This is a genomic window from Psychrobacter sp. PL15 (assembly GCF_035984995.1).
In the GTDB taxonomy this organism is placed as follows: domain Bacteria; phylum Pseudomonadota; class Gammaproteobacteria; order Pseudomonadales; family Moraxellaceae; genus Psychrobacter.
The window spans coordinates 23,553-39,681 of record NZ_JAXCIB010000017.1; the positions used below are offsets into that span (position 1 = coordinate 23,553).

The 16,129-nt window shown below is 40.0% G+C and carries 13 protein-coding genes and 2 pseudogenes; 10 read left to right on the plus strand and 5 right to left on the minus strand.

The window, feature by feature from the left end:
• Window positions 1–91: 91 nt before the first annotated feature.
• From RCH20_RS11415 to RCH20_RS11430, 4 genes are all read right to left on the minus strand, one after another.
• Window positions 92–409: an IS630 transposase-related protein gene (locus RCH20_RS11415; protein WP_327193674.1), complete on the minus strand. Its 318-nt coding sequence runs from the start codon at window positions 407–409 to the stop codon at window positions 92–94.
• A gap of 350 nt (window positions 410–759) precedes the next feature.
• Window positions 760–1,875: an NAD(P)-dependent alcohol dehydrogenase gene (locus RCH20_RS11420; protein WP_327193675.1), complete on the minus strand. Its 1,116-nt coding sequence runs from the start codon at window positions 1,873–1,875 to the stop codon at window positions 760–762.
• A 33-nt stretch (window positions 1,876–1,908) separates the two neighbouring features.
• A complete protein-coding gene (locus tag RCH20_RS11425) occupies window positions 1,909–3,363 on the minus strand; it encodes a benzaldehyde dehydrogenase (RefSeq protein ID WP_327193676.1) in 1,455 nt (484 codons plus the stop codon).
• 130 nt (window positions 3,364–3,493) lie between these two features.
• On the minus strand, window positions 3,494–4,411 hold the full coding sequence (locus RCH20_RS11430; RefSeq protein ID WP_327193677.1) for a LysR family transcriptional regulator: 918 nt from the start codon (window positions 4,409–4,411) through the stop codon (window positions 3,494–3,496).
• 379 nt (window positions 4,412–4,790) lie between these two features.
• Here RCH20_RS11430 and RCH20_RS11435 point away from each other — a divergent pair, with 379 nt between their 5' ends.
• The 8 genes from RCH20_RS11435 (at window position 4,791) to benE (ending at window position 12,823) form a co-directional block, all read left to right on the plus strand.
• Window positions 4,791–5,966: a muconate/chloromuconate family cycloisomerase gene (locus RCH20_RS11435; protein WP_327193678.1), complete on the plus strand. Its 1,176-nt coding sequence runs from the start codon at window positions 4,791–4,793 to the stop codon at window positions 5,964–5,966.
• Window positions 5,967–6,048: 82 nt separating this feature from the next.
• The gene (gene catC, locus RCH20_RS11440; RefSeq protein ID WP_327193679.1) at window positions 6,049–6,339 is read left to right on the plus strand and encodes a muconolactone Delta-isomerase; all 291 of its coding nucleotides are present in this window, start codon (window positions 6,049–6,051) and stop codon (window positions 6,337–6,339) included.
• Between the two features lie 187 nt (window positions 6,340–6,526).
• Window positions 6,527–7,450 (plus strand): catechol 1,2-dioxygenase, encoded by a 924-nt coding sequence (gene catA / locus RCH20_RS11445; RefSeq protein WP_327193680.1) that lies wholly within the window; start codon window positions 6,527–6,529, stop codon window positions 7,448–7,450.
• Window positions 7,451–7,565: 115 nt separating this feature from the next.
• Window positions 7,566–8,945: a benzoate 1,2-dioxygenase large subunit gene (gene benA / locus RCH20_RS11450; RefSeq protein WP_327193681.1), complete on the plus strand. Its 1,380-nt coding sequence runs from the start codon at window positions 7,566–7,568 to the stop codon at window positions 8,943–8,945.
• A gap of 72 nt (window positions 8,946–9,017) precedes the next feature.
• Window positions 9,018–9,515 carry a benzoate 1,2-dioxygenase small subunit gene (benB, locus tag RCH20_RS11455; protein ID WP_327193682.1) on the plus strand — a complete coding sequence of 166 codons (498 nt, stop codon included), beginning with the start codon at window positions 9,018–9,020 and terminating at the stop codon, window positions 9,513–9,515.
• Window positions 9,516–9,695: 180 nt separating this feature from the next.
• Window positions 9,696–10,712, plus strand: a complete 1,017-nt coding sequence (benC, locus tag RCH20_RS11460) for a benzoate 1,2-dioxygenase electron transfer component BenC (RefSeq protein WP_327193683.1) — start codon at window positions 9,696–9,698, stop codon at window positions 10,710–10,712.
• Between the two features lie 46 nt (window positions 10,713–10,758).
• Window positions 10,759–11,541, plus strand: coding sequence for a 1,6-dihydroxycyclohexa-2,4-diene-1-carboxylate dehydrogenase (locus RCH20_RS11465; RefSeq protein WP_327193684.1), 783 nt, complete (start codon window positions 10,759–10,761; stop codon window positions 11,539–11,541).
• A gap of 85 nt (window positions 11,542–11,626) precedes the next feature.
• Window positions 11,627–12,823: a benzoate/H(+) symporter BenE gene (benE, locus tag RCH20_RS11470; protein WP_327193685.1), complete on the plus strand. Its 1,197-nt coding sequence runs from the start codon at window positions 11,627–11,629 to the stop codon at window positions 12,821–12,823.
• A gap of 270 nt (window positions 12,824–13,093) precedes the next feature.
• Here benE and RCH20_RS11475 read toward each other — a convergent pair.
• Window positions 13,094–14,154: pseudogene (locus RCH20_RS11475) on the minus strand (IS3 family transposase); the annotation flags it as partial.
• A gap of 65 nt (window positions 14,155–14,219) precedes the next feature.
• Here RCH20_RS11475 and RCH20_RS11480 point away from each other — a divergent pair.
• Both RCH20_RS11480 and RCH20_RS11485 read left to right on the plus strand, forming a co-directional pair.
• A pseudogene (locus tag RCH20_RS11480) lies at window positions 14,220–14,699 on the plus strand (IS5 family transposase); the annotation flags it as partial.
• Between the two features lie 440 nt (window positions 14,700–15,139).
• Complete coding sequence (locus RCH20_RS11485) at window positions 15,140–15,763, plus strand: isochorismatase family cysteine hydrolase (protein WP_327193686.1); 624 nt, start codon at window positions 15,140–15,142, stop codon at window positions 15,761–15,763.
• The last annotated feature ends 366 nt before the right edge of the window (window positions 15,764–16,129 follow it).

Consider the following 16,129-nt stretch of genomic DNA (forward strand, 5'->3'; position numbering starts at 1 on the left):
TAAACTCATCATTAAGTTGTTAGTTTACCAAGTTTACCTCTACGGTTTCTTCAGCATAGCTCAATCGTTGAACTGTTGCCGTTTTTCCTCATCAGCTTTCGGGTGTTTGAGTGTCTTTTTTTTGAGTAATGTTGATGCGCTTGAGCGCTTTGCCTATGCCTCTTGCTGTGCAGTTAAAACGCTGTGCTCTTTCATATTGATAAGCATCTGGATAGGTAGCAACGTCCTGTCTTAATGCCTCATCATCAATCTTGGTGGGTTTTCGATAGTAAGGCTTCTTTGGAACACCCTTTTTCCAGTCTTGGACTGTTTTAGTGCTAATGTTAAAGTCTTGGGCAACGCAGCGTACCGTTTGCCCTGCTGCAATCTTGCTTAGTATAAGTTGTCGAAAATCAGTTGAGTATGTCATTTAGGTATTGTAGTTCTTTTTTGGTTTTTTGACTATACAGTTATATTCATAGCATGAGAAGCCATGACATATTCGCAATAAACGGTATTACTGAGCAACGTGTTATTAATTTTGTCAAAGATAATATAAATAGTCAGGCTCATTTATATAATCTTTGATGACCGTGTAAACAAGCATTTAATCTAAATGGTAGTTACACAGAATTTGGGATGGGCTCAATATTTCTTAAGCACTAAAAAACCCTAAAATCATCGATACTCAATGCTTTTAGGGTTTTTATGGAAATATATTATGGCTCTGTTAATATTAAGGTTTTAGGATATAGCTAAGTGTAACTATATATACTTACATTAAGCGATTCTAATAATTGGTTTTAAAGTGATACCTTCCTGACTATCTGTCGCTGCTTGGTTAATATCTTTAAACTCATAGAACTTAACCAGTTTGTCGAAAGGGAACTTACCTTGCTGATATAGTGTGACCAATTCAGGAATAAATTTCTTAGGTGAACTACTTCCTTCGACAACCCCAACAATGGTTTTGCCTCCGAGTAGCAAGTCATTGACATCAAACTCAGCATTTGTTCCTAGTGCTGGTGCACCGACCACTGCTATTTTGCCTAAAATCCCAAGTGAATCCACACCTAACTTTAAAATTTCAGGACGTCCTGTAGATTCCAAAGAAAAATTAGTACCACCACCAGTAATTTCTTTGATTGCAGCTACAGGATCTTGTGTTTTACTGTTAATTACATGTGTGGCACCCAATTGTCGGGCAAGCTCTAAACGAGATTCAATAATGTCAACTGCAATAATAATTGATGCTCCACACAATTTTGCTGCAAGTAGCGCACTTAAACCAACTGCACCCGCACCCCATGTCACAAAGCTACTTGCTGGAGTTACTTTCAGTGCATTTATGCATGCGCCAGCTCCTGTTTGAATACCACAACCTAAGGGCCCTAATAATTCGAGCGCAACATCTTTAGTAACTCTAACTGTATTATTCTCACGACTTAAAGCATGGGTTGCAAAAGAAGACTGGGCAAAAAAGTGATCATGAACGGGTTGGTGATCATGTGTACAAATTGCGTTATTCCCTTCTGAATCAGCTCCACTGAAATTTCGTCCAAAAAACTCTGAACAATAAGCAGGATTTCCAGTATTACATTGTGCACATTTTCCACAATAACCATAAGTTAGAACAACGTGATCTCCGACCTGCAAGTCAGTGACATTTGGCCCTACTGCTTCAATGACTCCTGATCCTTCATGTCCGAGTACGGCTGGAAGTGGTACTGGATAATATTGATCACGTACAATTAAATCGGTATGACACATTCCCGTTGCAACCACTTTAACCAGTACTTCATCATCTTGAGGTAAGCGTATTCTCAAGGGCTGTAATTCAAAATCAGCACCTTCACATGCAGTTACTGCTGCTATTATATCTTTGGTCTCATTCATACTATTACATCCTGTAATTAGTGGTTAAATTTATTAAAAAGGATAATGTGGCGCTTGTGCTTGAACGGTCATCCATTGCCATTGAGTAAACTCATCTGCATTTGCAGGACCGCCAATACGTGTTCCGTTTCCTGAAGCACCGAATCCACCAAATGGATTCACGGTTTCATCATTGACGGTTTGATCATTGATATGTAATAAACCAACATTTAATTGTTGTCCGATGTGCATTCCTCGGCCAACATTTGACGTAATAATGCCTGCAGATAGTCCATAGTTTCCTTCATTGGCTAACTCAACAGCCTGATCATCTGTATTAAAAGGAATTAAAACAGCAACTGGACCAAAAATTTCTTGACTGAAAATAGGGTTATCAGCAGTAACATTCGAAAGCACAGTCGGCTCAAAGAATACACCGTTGGCCTGCCCACCAATCTCGAGTTTAGCACCGTGTGTGACTGCATCGTTAACCAAATTTTCCACTCGTTGGACTTGCTTAGCATTAATGAGTGGTCCAATCGTAACGTTACTTTCACAAGGATTACCAACTACAAAGTTTTTAACTTTTTCGATGACACAGTGTTTTACTTGATCATAAATACTTTCATGAATTAGAATTTTCCCTGATGTCATACAAATTTGCCCTGAATGTAAAAATGCACCCCATGCAATATTTTCTGCAGCTAACTCAATATCAGCATCACCTAAGATTATTAGTGAGTTTTTACCCCCAAGTTCTAGTGAGACTTTTTTTAATGTTTTAGCAGCATTCGCCCCAACGATACGCCCAACATCTGTTGATCCCGTGAATTGAATGCTAGCAATATTTTTATCTAACGTCAGTGCTTCACCAACCTCTGCCCCACCTGGCAATACATGTAAAAGCCCTTCAGGTAAACCAGCTAACTCAAAAAGACGTGCAATGACGTAGCCACTGCACACAGCTGTTCTCTCATCAGGTTTAAGTACGACAGCATTACCTAATGCTAATGCAGGTGCAACGGCACGTAACGCTAGATATAAAGGAAAGTTGAATGGTGAAATTACACCAACCACACCTAAAGGTATGCGTTTAGCAATGCTCAACTTACCTGCCTGAGTAGGTAATAGTGTCCCTTGGTCAGCAGCAGGTAAACCAACACAATTTTTGAGTACTTGAAGCGTAATGCTGACTTCAAAGCTTGCTTTAAGCTGTAACGATCCACTCTCTTTTACTAACCAATCAATCACTTCTGCTTGATTTTCAGTTAAAAGTAAAACCGCTTTTTCAAATACAGCTTGACGTTCTTGATAGCTCAAAGCCCACCAATTTTTCTGTGCAACCTTTGCTTGTTGTGCCGCATCAACAACATGCTTGGCAGATGCATAGCCAATTTCACCTAACAATTGACCTGTTGCAACTTCAATCACACGATAGGTAGATTCAGTTGGTTGCCATGTACCATTGAAAAGCTTTTGATCCCAAATTTCTTTTGTTAATATTGACATAGTTATTCCTTAGAATTTATTTAGGCCATTCATTAATGTTCTTATTACATCATTTTAAATCTTAGATTAACACACCATGAACTGCCTCAACTATGTCGGAGACTATTCATATTTATCTTTTAAAAATTATCTATATGTACTCACGCTTATAATCAAACCCTTCTTTATCATAAAATTGATAGGTAACTTCTAATAACGTCTTTAAAAGATCGGACTTATCAAAATGCCTAACACTCATAATAATAGGTGATGTTAACAAACCATCTTCAAATGGAATATAATTCACTTCTTGACTACGCAAATGCTCTAAAGTTTTAGGCACAATAGTTAATCCTTCACCAGCAGCTACTAGACCTAACGCTATATGTAACTCGCGTACTTCAGCAAAGTAGTTAGCCTTTAAGTTACGGCTCTCAAATAGTTCTAATACGTAATCAATAAAACTAGGGCGAGGTCCAGTGGGATATAGCAATAAATTTTCGTTAGCTAAATCCATAAGATTAATGGTTGCTAATCCCTCCTGTGCCAAATAATGGTTTTTTGGTATAGCGACTACCAAACTTTCTTCTCTCAGCAATATCCGCCTAATAGAAGCATCTTCAAATAACAATCTACCAAAACCAACATCTATTTTACCATCTGTAAGTGCCTGAGTTTGCTGCCATGAATTAAGCTCCTGTAGCTTAATTTCTATATTTGGATATACCTCTCGAAAGCACGAAATAATTTTTGGTAATAAACCGTATAATATGGAGGGTACAAAGCCTATAGATATCGAGCTATCAAAACTACCTTTTCGCACCGTCATAGCACGTAATTTATCAGACTTTGCTAGTATTTGAATGGCATGTTCATAGAAGAAATCACCAGCTTCAGTGAGCTTTAGAGGTCGATGTTCCCTATCAATTAAGGTTACCCCTATTTCATCTTCCAATTGTTTTATTTGTCGACTCAGTGGAGGTTGTGAAATATATAAGCGTTTAGCAGCCTTGTTAAAGCTTTTTTCCTCTGCTACCGCTACAAAGTAGCGTAAATGCCTAAGTTCCATTTGCTTTATCTTCCTTGAATGAGCTAATAGCTGTTTTTTTAGTATCTTAATATACGTAGAAACATATGTACAATAGATCTTTATTTGCTACTTAAAGCTTTTTGCGTTCTATGAACATGATACCTTTTCGTATGCTTAGCAACTATAGTTGTACTTACAACCTATCAACCTTCTTTTGCAGTACCTTTTGGCAATTGAGAGGAATTAACAGCCTACTTATGAGGTTAATACCCACATAAACATAACATACTTAAGACCGAACTGATAAATACCTAAAAGGTATCGATAATAGACTAAATGGGTCTTAGACATACTTATATTTAGTATCTATAGTTATTGTCAAGGATAAGGAATTACTACTGATCAATTAAGGATAGCCATGATTCGTTCAATTAATACGCTCCTAGTACCGATACCGACTATTCGAACACACAAATTGGCATGTACGGTCATGAACGAGCAGGTGCTAGTATTAGTGCATATTCAAACCGAAGATGGTTATGAAGGCTGGGGCGAAGCAACCACGATAGGTGGACTAAGCTACGCAGAGGAAAGTCCTCATAGCATAAAAACAAATATTGATACCTATTTTACCCCTCTGTTACTAAAAGAACACCCTTCCTCAACTGCTAGAGCAATGCAGCTTCTGAACAAACATATTAACGGTAATCGCTTTGCCAAATGTGCGATTGAAACCGCTCTTCTTGATATTGAGGGTAAGCGTCTCGGAATCCCGATTAGCGAGCTATTAGGTGGCCGTGTACGCGATCATATTGAGGTAGCATGGACACTTGCTAGCGGGGATACCGATACTGACATCGCTGAAGCCAAGCAAATGATAGAACAAAAACGCCATCGTGTCTTTAAGCTGAAAATTGGTAGTGATCCAATACAAAATGATATCGATCATGTGTTAACTATCAAACGAGCGCTAACCAATTATCGCATTACCGTCGATGTTAATCAGGCATGGACAGAGCTTGAGGCTATGAAAGGTATCAGCCTATTACAAGCCGGCGGTGTTGACTTAATAGAACAACCTATTTCAATGCGCAATCCAACCGGGCTAAAACGCTTAAAAGAGCATTTCAATGTGGCGATCATGGCTGATGAAATCGTTCAAGACCCACAAAACGCATTTCATTTAGCAGCTGCACACTGTGCTGATGTCTTCGCAGTAAAAATTAATCAAGCAGGTGGATTAAAAGCTGCTTGTTTAATTGGACAAATGGCGCATTTAGCAGGAATAGAGCTGTATGGTGGTACGATGTTAGAAGGTCCTATCGGCACAGCGGCATCAGCTCATGTATTTTCGACTTATCCAAGTTTAAGTTTTGATACTGAATTGTTCGGGCCATTGCTATTGACTGAAGATATTTTAGCGCGTCCTCTTAACTATAATAACTTTGGTCTAGAAGTTCCAACGGGCGCAGGATTAGGAATAGAAGTTGATAAAGAGAGGGTTTATTACTATGCAGAACATACTGACCTAAGCCTACCAAAAGCTTCGCCGTCAAGAAAATATGATACTGACTCCCAAGCTGAGACACTTTAATAGTTATATCAATATGTTAGCGAGGCTATAATCTATAAATATATGTTCTTTTTATAAGATAATAAACAACGAGGAAGAAACAATGTTATACCACGTGCGAATGGATGTTTTATTACCGATAGATATGAATGCTGATAAAGTCAGTGAGCTCAAAGCCACAGAAAAAGCACTGTCCTTAAAACTGCAAGAGCAAGGCAAGTGGCGTCATATTTGGCGGGTAGCAGGCCAGTATTCTAACTTTAGTATATTCGATGTAGACAGTAATGAAGAACTACATGACATACTGATGTCCCTACCACTATATCCTTATATGAACGTTGAGGTGACACCGCTATTACGTCATCCATCGTCTGTTCATGATGACGATGGCTAAGACTTACGTGGATCAAAAAATATATTTGAGTCCTAAAATATTGATTAAGAATGAATTAACAAGATAAGATAAGACTAGTAACATTAATACTGAAAAAGCAATGTTACTAGTCAAAAAATAGTTTTTATAATTTAACAACTACTAACTGCCAGCAACGAGAATATCCTCGAAAACCAAGGAGAGTAACATGGAACGTACCCAAATTGAAGCGCTAGCCAACCAGTTTATCAAAGGCAAGATTGATTTTCCTGAAACGGTCAATCCACGTGTACAAGCCATCACTTTGCGCATTGTCACTGACCTTATGCAAACTATCAATGACTTAAAAATCACTGCAGACGAGTATTGGTCTGGTGTTGAATACATTGGTGACTTAGGCAAAGAAGCAGGTCTATTATCGCCTGGGCTTGGTTTGGATCACTTTATGGATTTAATGATAGAAGAAGATATGAAAGAGGCTGGCCTTGAAGGAGGAACGCCACGCACTATTGAAGGACCGCTATATGTTGAAGGCGCTCCAGAATCAAAAGCTTTTGCACGTTTAGATGATGGCAGCGAAGATGAACAAGGTACAGTGTTATTTATGCAAGGTACGGTATCTGATCAACAGGGCAAGCCGCTCCCCAATGCAAAGGTTGAAGTGTGGCACGCCAACAGTTTAGGCAACTACTCTTTCTTTGATGAGTCTCAGTCTCACTTTAACTTACGTCGTAGCATCATTACTGATGAAAAAGGTAATTATGCATTCCGTAGTGTCGTACCACTAGGCTACTCAGTTCCGCCAAATGGTATGACTCAAAAAGTTTTGGGTGCACTGGGACGTCATGGTCATCGCCCTGCGCATATCCACTTTTTTGTAAGTGCTGATGATACACGTAAACTCACCACGCAGATCAATATTGATGGCGACAAATACTTGTGGGATGATTTTGCTTTTGCTAGCCGTGAAGGCTTAGTACCTGAAATTACTATGATAGAAGATGCAGTGGACTTAAAAGAGAAAGGTCTAGGAAAGCCTTATGCTTCTATCAACTTTGACTTCCAACTTTTAAATGAGTCAAACTCCAAAGTTCAAGGCAGTGAAGTCGAACGTCGCCGCGTACAAGGTTAATAGCTAACAAGTATTAGACCTTATTAAATATTCATTATTAATAAGCTTGATATTACACAAAACTGTTTTATCAAGCTCAATACTCTAATATCGTTACCATACAAGGAAGACAGCCATGAGCGAGCGTATCAACCTAGTACCTGAAGGATCAGATCTCACTATTGATGGTTTTTTAGAAGAAGATAAAGAAAACGGAATTTATCGTCTACATCGCAGTGCCTTTACTAACGAAGAGCTGTTTGAGCTTGAGATGAAACACATTTTTGAGGGCAATTGGGTTTATTTAGCTCATGAAACTCAAGTTCCTGATAACAACGATTATTATACCTCATACATTGGACGTCAGCCCGTGATCGTTGCTCGTAATAAAGATGGTGAGCTGCATTGTATGATCAATGCCTGTTCACATCGCGGTGCTCAACTTTGTCGCCATAAAAAAGGCAACAAAGCCACTTATACATGCCCATTCCACGGTTGGACTTATAACAATTCAGGCAAATTACTTAAAGTTAAAGATCCACGCAATGCTGGTTATCCCGAAGTTTTTAACAAAGATGGCTCGCATGACCTAAAACAAGTCAAACTTGCTAATTATAAGGGTTTCTTGTTTGCTAGTCTCAATGACGATGTCGAGCCTATCGAAGACTGGCTTGGCGGCTCAACTAAGATTATTGACATGATTGTCAACCAATCACCAGAAGGCTTAGAAGTATTACGTGGCACTTCAACCTATACCTATGATGGCAACTGGAAACTACAAGCTGAAAATGGAGCCGATGGCTATCACGTTTCAGCAGTGCATTGGAACTATGCCGCTACTACCGCACGCCGTAAAGAGCAAGAGGCAGCTAAAGAAGATAACATCAAAGCTATGAACGCTGGTAAGTGGGGTCGTCAAGGTGGTGGTTTCTACTCTTTTGAAAATGGCCACATGTTGTTATGGACTCAATGGGAAAACCCGCAGGATCGTCCAAACTTTGCTTATCGCGATGATTATGTTGCTAAATATGGCGAAGCGATGGCCGACTGGATGATCGGGCGCTCACGTAATTTATGCTTATATCCAAACGTTTATATTATGGATCAGTTTAGCTCACAAATACGCATGTTACGTCCTATAGCTGTTGATAAAACTGAAGTCACTATTTGGTGTATCGCACCAAAGGGTGAAAGCGATGAAGCACGTACTCGCCGTATCCGTCAATACGAAGACTTTTTTAACGTTACTGGTATGGCGACACCAGACGATCTAGAAGAATTCCGCTCGTGTCAACAAGGATTTAATGGTATCAAGCTTGAATGGAACGATATGTGCCGTGGTTCCGAGCATTGGATAGAAGGCGCTGATGAAGGCGCTAAAGCAATCGACCTTAAACCCTTATTAAGTGGAGCCAAAACCGAAGACGAAGGGTTATATACCGTACAGCATCGCTACTGGCATGAAGAAATGAAAAAAGCCATGGAGCAAGAACAGCAGATGCATGGCGAGGTCTAATATCAACCAAGATATTCAAACCAGTAACCTGCTCGTTATTGTAGGACTAGCAAACGTAAAAGGATATCAATAATGAAAAATACAACCGTTAGTATTGAAGACGTACGGCAATTTTTGTACCGTGAAGCACGCTTACTTGATGAAAAAAACTGGGAAGAGTGGTTAACCTGCTATGACGAAGACTGCCCGTTCTGGATGCCCAGTTGGGATGATGATGGTGAACTGATAAACGACCCACAACGAGAAATCTCACTCATTTATTATCCTGATCGCCGTGGCCTTGAGGACCGTATATTTCGTATCGAAACCGAGCGCTCTTCAGCAACCATACCTGATACACGTACTACACACAACTTATCTAATATTGAATTACTTGAGGATAATGACGGTATCATCACAGTTCGTTTTAACTGGATCAATAAATCCTTTCGTTATCAGGAGACCAACACTTATTGGGGATACTCTAGATACAAGATCGATATGACCCAAGAAAGCCCAAAAATATTAGATAAGTATGTAGTATTGAAAGATGACTATGTCCATCAAATCATGGATGTTTATCACGTCTAGTTTTTACGCATTGCTTATCATACTCATAAGCCACTATAGACAGCTCAGCGTCTGTAGTAGGCTCATTGATAATACAATCATTATTAATGAGTCCCCTCCCTAGACTAACCTAGTAGCTATTTTCAATAAAATGTTTAATAACTGCGTCTAGTAACCACTTGTTGAAAAGGGACATTTCTCATGGAATATAATATTGCTCTACAGTTCGAAGACGGTGTCACAGGATTTATTAAATGTGAAGATAACGAAACCGTTGCCGAGTCCGCTTATCGCCAAAAATATAACATCCCCGTAGATTGTCTCGATGGTGCTTGCGGTACTTGCCGTTGTCATTGTGAGTCTGGTAGCTATGACATGCATCCTGATATGTACATCGAAGAGGCATTAACTGAAGCAGAAGCTCAAGAAGGCTACGTTTTAACCTGTCAGATGATTCCTGAAAGCGACTGCGTAATTAAAGTTCCAAGCTCCTCTGAAGCATGCAAGGTTGGAAAGTCTATATTCAAAGGCAAGCTACGACAACTAAATGTATTATCAGAGTCTACTATCCATTTTGGCGTCGAAGTCGATAACCCTGATGCATTAGTGTTTTTGCCTGGACAATATGTCAATATTAATATTCCAGATACTAAGGAGACGCGCTCGTATTCTTTTAGCTCTGTCCCCAGCACCAAACAGGCAGAATTTCTCGTCCGCAACATACCTAACGGTAAGATGAGCACTTTCTTATCCGATATCGCACAAGTGGGTCAAGAGATGGACTTTGAAGGCCCGTTTGGTAGCTTTTATTTAAGGCCTGTTGTGCGTCCTACTTTATTTTTAGCTGGCGGCACCGGTATCGCACCATTCCTATCTATGCTAAAAAGCTTAGAAATATCCGGTGCACATCATCCTATCAATATGGTCTACGGAGTCACAAATGACTTCGATCTTGTAGAAGTTGAGAAACTTGAAGAAGCTAAGAGAAATCATCAATGGTTTAACTATTACACTTGTGTAGCGAGCGATGAGAGCGATCATAGCCGTAAAGGTTATGTTACTAGCCATATAGAAAATGACTGGCTTAACAATGGAGATGTTGATGTCTATTTGTGTGGTCCTTTAGCTATGGTAGATGCAGTTAGTAACTGGTTAGATAGTAGTAGCCTAAAGCCTAGTAATTTTTATTATGAGAAATTTATACCTAGTGAAAAATAGTGTAACTAAGAAGACATAGTAAATAAAGGGATTTCTCTGGGAGACAGTGATGAACAGGCGGTTTGAAAATAAAGTATGTATCGTGACCGGTGCTGCTCAAGGCATTGGGCGTGGTGTAGCGTTACGCCTAGCTGCGGAAGGTGGCCAAGTGGTCTTGGCAGACTTCTCATTGTTAGTGGAAGACGTACTCGCTGAAATAAAAGCTAATGGCGGACAAGCAGTAAATATAAAAGTAGACTTAGAAACTTATCAAGGCGCACAAGACACTATTAATAAAGCACTTGATACTTATGGACGTATTGACATACTAGTTAACAATGTCGGTGGTGCAATATGGATGAAACCTTTTGTAAACTTCTCTGAAGAAGAAATTAATAAAGAAATTAGCCGTTCCTTATTTCCAACTTTATGGTGCTGCCGTGCAGTGCTTCCAGCAATGATCAAACAACAGTCTGGTACGATCGTTAATGTGTCTTCTGTCGCTACGCGCGGTATAAACCGCATTCCTTACTCGACTTCAAAAGGTGGCGTCAATGCAATGACTGCATCATTAGCTTATGAATATGCAAGCGATGGTATTAGAATTAACGCTGTAGCCACCGGTGGTACTGAAGCGCCACCAAGAAAAATTCCTCGTAATAACAAACCGTTAACTGACGATGAAAAGTCATGGATGGATGCGGTAGTAAATCAAACCATAGATCGTACATTTATGGGTCGATACGGCACCATAGATGAGCAAGTAAATGCCATCACCTTTCTCGCCTCAGATGAATCGTCATACATTACTGGTAGTACAATTCCTGTCGGTGGCGGTGACGAGGGATAAATTCATGAGTCCAAATCTATAAAAAACTCATAATCTGAGTAATTGATCTATTCCAGTCAGTAATGCCAATTTGCATGGAGGCAATATGGCGAACGTAATCCAAACTCTAAAAGAAGACTGGTCGGTCTCAGCGTCCGTAGCAGGATTTTTAGCCGTACTAATCTCTTATGCTGGTCCTTTAATTATCTTCTTTCAGGCAGCTCAAGCGGCACAAGTTTCAGATGCCATGATGGCTTCTTGGATTTGGGGTGTTTCTATAGGAGCAGCTATACCTGGGATATATCTATCCATCAAGTATAAAACTCCTGTAATTACCGCTTGGTCAGCACCTGGCACCGCATTGTTAGTCACACTATTTCCACAAATGAGCATCAATGAGGCCGTTGCTGCTTATATTATTTCGGCCATCGTCATTTTTATTGTCGGAGCGACAGGCTATTTTGATAAAATTCTAAGATGGATTCCTAACGGTATTGCAGCTGGAATGATGGCAGGTATCTTATTTCAATTTGGTCTAGAATTATTTATCGCCACTGATACTATGCCGTTTATCGTTTTCAGTATGCTGGCTTGTTATCTATTCGCAAAACGCTTCTCACCACGCTACACCATGATTTGGGTGTTATTGTGCGGCGTTGTCTTAAGTATCTTACTTGGGAAGATGAATCCTGTCGATATTAATCTTACGATGACAATACCTATAGTTATTTGGCCAGAATGGTCATGGAACTCAACATTTAACCTAGCTATTCCACTTATTTTAGTGAGCTTAACAGGACAATTCTTACCCGGTATGGCTATCTTGAATTTAAGTGGGTATGACACGCCTGCTAAACCTATCGTTGCCGTTTCGAGTATTGCTTCCTTAGCTGTCGCTTGTGTCGGTGGCATCACCATCGTATTGGCGGCTATTACAGCAGCATTATGTACAGGTAAAGACGCTCACGAACTCAAAGAAAAACGCTATATCGCAGGAGTAGCTAATGGAATTTTCTACTTATTAGGTGGCTTATTTGCTAGTAGTATCGTGATGGTATTTAGCTTGCTACCGAAGGAACTAGTCGCCGCTTTAGCAGGTCTCGCTCTTATCGGCGCTATTTCTGCCAATATTACAGTTGCTATGAAAGACGACGCCCAAAGAGACTCAGCGTTAATAACCTTTTTAGCTACGGCATCTGGCATGCAATTTTTAGGGCTGAGCTCGGTGTTTTGGGGGCTTTGTATTGGTATGATTGCACATTATTTATTAACAAAAAAACGCTTACTACCTATCTCTTTATAAACAGTCTTGGAACTGACCCCTGCCGTCAATCCCGTAGACTTAAACTTAGGAGATTTTAGTTACGCATCCTGACGATAAAAATCAAACCACATCTGCCTTGGCGTTTTATAGCCCAAACCCTTTTGAATCCTAGTCTGATTGTAGTACAACTCGATATATCTAATACCAAACCCAAAAAGTACGATTAGCCGTGTCAAACTCGTTTAGTCTACAATGTGTAGTACTTGCACTCATTTTATTTGCTACTCTAATTTTTGTGAATGGTATAATAATGTCACTGATAGCCTCAAACCTTGTTTTATAGTCTTGGTGATACACAAGCTCGTTCTTCAGTACGCCCCAGAAACTCTCTATGGGCGCATTGTCAAAGCAGTTGCCACGCCCAGACATTGAACCTTTAAACTGATGCTGCTCAATGATCTTGTGGTACGCATGGCTACAGTACTGACTGCCTCTGTCGGAATGTATAATCAGCCCTGAACTTGGTCTTTTATTCTTGATTGCCATATTGAGTGCCTTGCAAACTAAATCAGCCGTCATGCGCTTATTGATGGCGTAGCCGACCAGCTCTTTAGTGTACAAGTCTTTAACGCCTGCTAAATACAGCCAGCCCTCATTCGTCCAAATATAGGTGATGTCACTGACCCATGCCTGATTAGGGCGACTGGCATCAAACTTCTGATCAAGTACGTTTGGATAAACCAGCTTGTTGTGATTGGAGTCAGTAGTGACTTTAAAGCGCTTGTGTCGACGGCATTTGATGCCGTGTTCTTCTTTAATGCTTCTAACCATGTATTGGCTGATATCGTGCCCTTGCTCGCTTAGGTGTGCTTGCAGACGATCAACGCCATAACGCTGCTTGGTCTCGCTATGTGCCACGCGAACCAGCAACTCACACTGATTGCGGTGTATTTGCTGCGTACTGATATCACGACTCAGCCAGTCATAGTAGCTTGAGGGTTTCACGTTTAATACACGGCACATGCGGATAATACTAAAAAGATGCTGGTTATCTCTAATAAAGGCGTACCTTACTAACTGTGCTTTGCAAAGTACGCGGTGGCCTTTTTTAGGATCTCACGCTCCTCCTGAGCAACTTTAAGCTGTCGTTTGAGGTGCTTTATTTCTTCAAGTGCGCTTATTAATTGTGGATCATACTGCTTAGTTCCTGCAAGCTTGCCTTGATTGGCTTTATTGTGCCAGTTGGATAAGGTTTGCATCGCTATGCCGAGCTGCTTTGCAGTCGCTGAAATATTACCGTTGTTGTTTGCCATCTTCTTGACAGCTTTGGCCTTGAATTCACTGCTGTAGATTCTCATTTTCTTAGTCATGTTAAGCTCCTGTTATGATGCTTAGTTTACCAAGTTTACCTGTACGGTTCCTTCAGCATAGTTCAGGTACTCATATCAAAGCTCACCAACACAGTAGTGGTGGCAATGAAGCGGATCAGGCCATCAGTAAAAGCGTGACAGGTCGTGCTACCAAGATTCACTTAGCGGTGGATACTCATGGTAATCCCATCACCTTTATTCTATCAGATGGCACGACTCATGACGTTAAGGTAGCACCAGACTTAATTGATAAGATAGATTTAAGCGATACAGACATTCTATGTGCCGATAAAGGCTATGATTCTAAAACGCTACGAGAATACATTAAGCAAGCAGGGAGCTTCAATAACATCCCTCGAAAACGAAACACTAAGTCCACTAATAACCATATGGACTGGCACTTATACAAAACCAGACACTTAGTGGAAAACGCTTTCGCTAAGCTGAAACAGTATAGGGCGGTTGCCACCAGATTTGATAAGCTCAAGCAAAGTTACGAGAATACAGTCACTCTCGCTTGCGCTTATATCTGGCTGAAATTATGAATGTTCAACAGACCCTAGTCCTATACAGAAAATTAAGTCTAAATTTAAGAGTTCGGTTGTCTTGACGCTAAAAGCATTTATTTATACCTTCTGGGTATAAATAAATGCTTTTACAGTATTGGCTATGCTTTATGCAATACCTTTAAACTTAGGAAATAAAATCTAAATAAAGAATTTTTGAAAAAGTACAACATGGAAAGCCATAAAAGCTTAGACAGGCTGCTCCTGAGGGTTTTAGAAATATTAAGGCCGCTAGTGATCGTTCCTCCAATCTTAGAGTTATGGTTAATACTCTTACCCCAAACATATTAGATATCGAATGTTGCAACTGCAAAAATTATCGCACAGCTAGGCACTAGGCAATCTTAATTTATTGTGTATTCCCAAATTTCACTTTAACGATAACACTTCCCAACCATACCATTAAATAGAGAGCAAGTATGAAATTTGAAATAAACAATCCTAAAAAAGTAGCCCTTCTTGTTATTGATATGGAGAACGATTTTGTCAAACCAGGTGCACCGATGTGTGTACCAATGGCTACCGATGCCGTACCAAATATCAAGAAATTAATCAATGTATGCAGAGAAAAAGGATCGACTATAATTTACACAGCCCATGTGCATGGGAAAGATCGTAGCGACATGGGATTGATGTCGGGTTTCTGGCCTCCTATCGATAGCCAGGAAGCTCTAGTCGATAATACCCATGGCACCGAGATATATCCAGATCTCGCACCTCAAGACGGTGAGCTTCTCATTAAAAAACACCGCTACAGTGCTTTCTACAACACAGACCTTGATACGCAGCTCAAAAACAGAGAGATCGACACCCTTATAATAACGGGAACTGTCACAAACATGTGCTGTGATTCCACAGCACGTGATGCACAATTTAGGAACTATAAAGTCATTTTTGTATCGGATGCTACTGGAACCATGGATCACCCTGATCTTGGTGCTGGTGCCATGAGTGCAGAAGAGATTCAGAGGGCTACACTAACGAGCCTTTCATTTTGCGTTGCCGAGATTGCATCAACCGAAGATGTGATAAACAGACTTTGACCTGGGCCCAAACCTAACTATCGGCAACATAACCTAAGTAAATTAATAAGCATAAAAAAGCCCAAAACCCTCTATAAAATATAGGGTTTTGGGCTTTTTTAATTGATGTATGAATAAAAAAACTATCATTTTGGTTACGAGATTTATATTAACATCACCAACATAATGGAGTGTTTGACACGCATTACAATACGACAAACTTCAGGTTCCTAATATTCATCTAAGAAAAATTCTAGACTTGTGAATTTATACTAAACCCAAAATATATAGTATAATTGAACCATGACTATACCAACAGACACCCTAAAAGATCATAACTTTGGCAAACTCTCGAAGACCGAAAGCAATCCCAGAGCCCGTCAACGT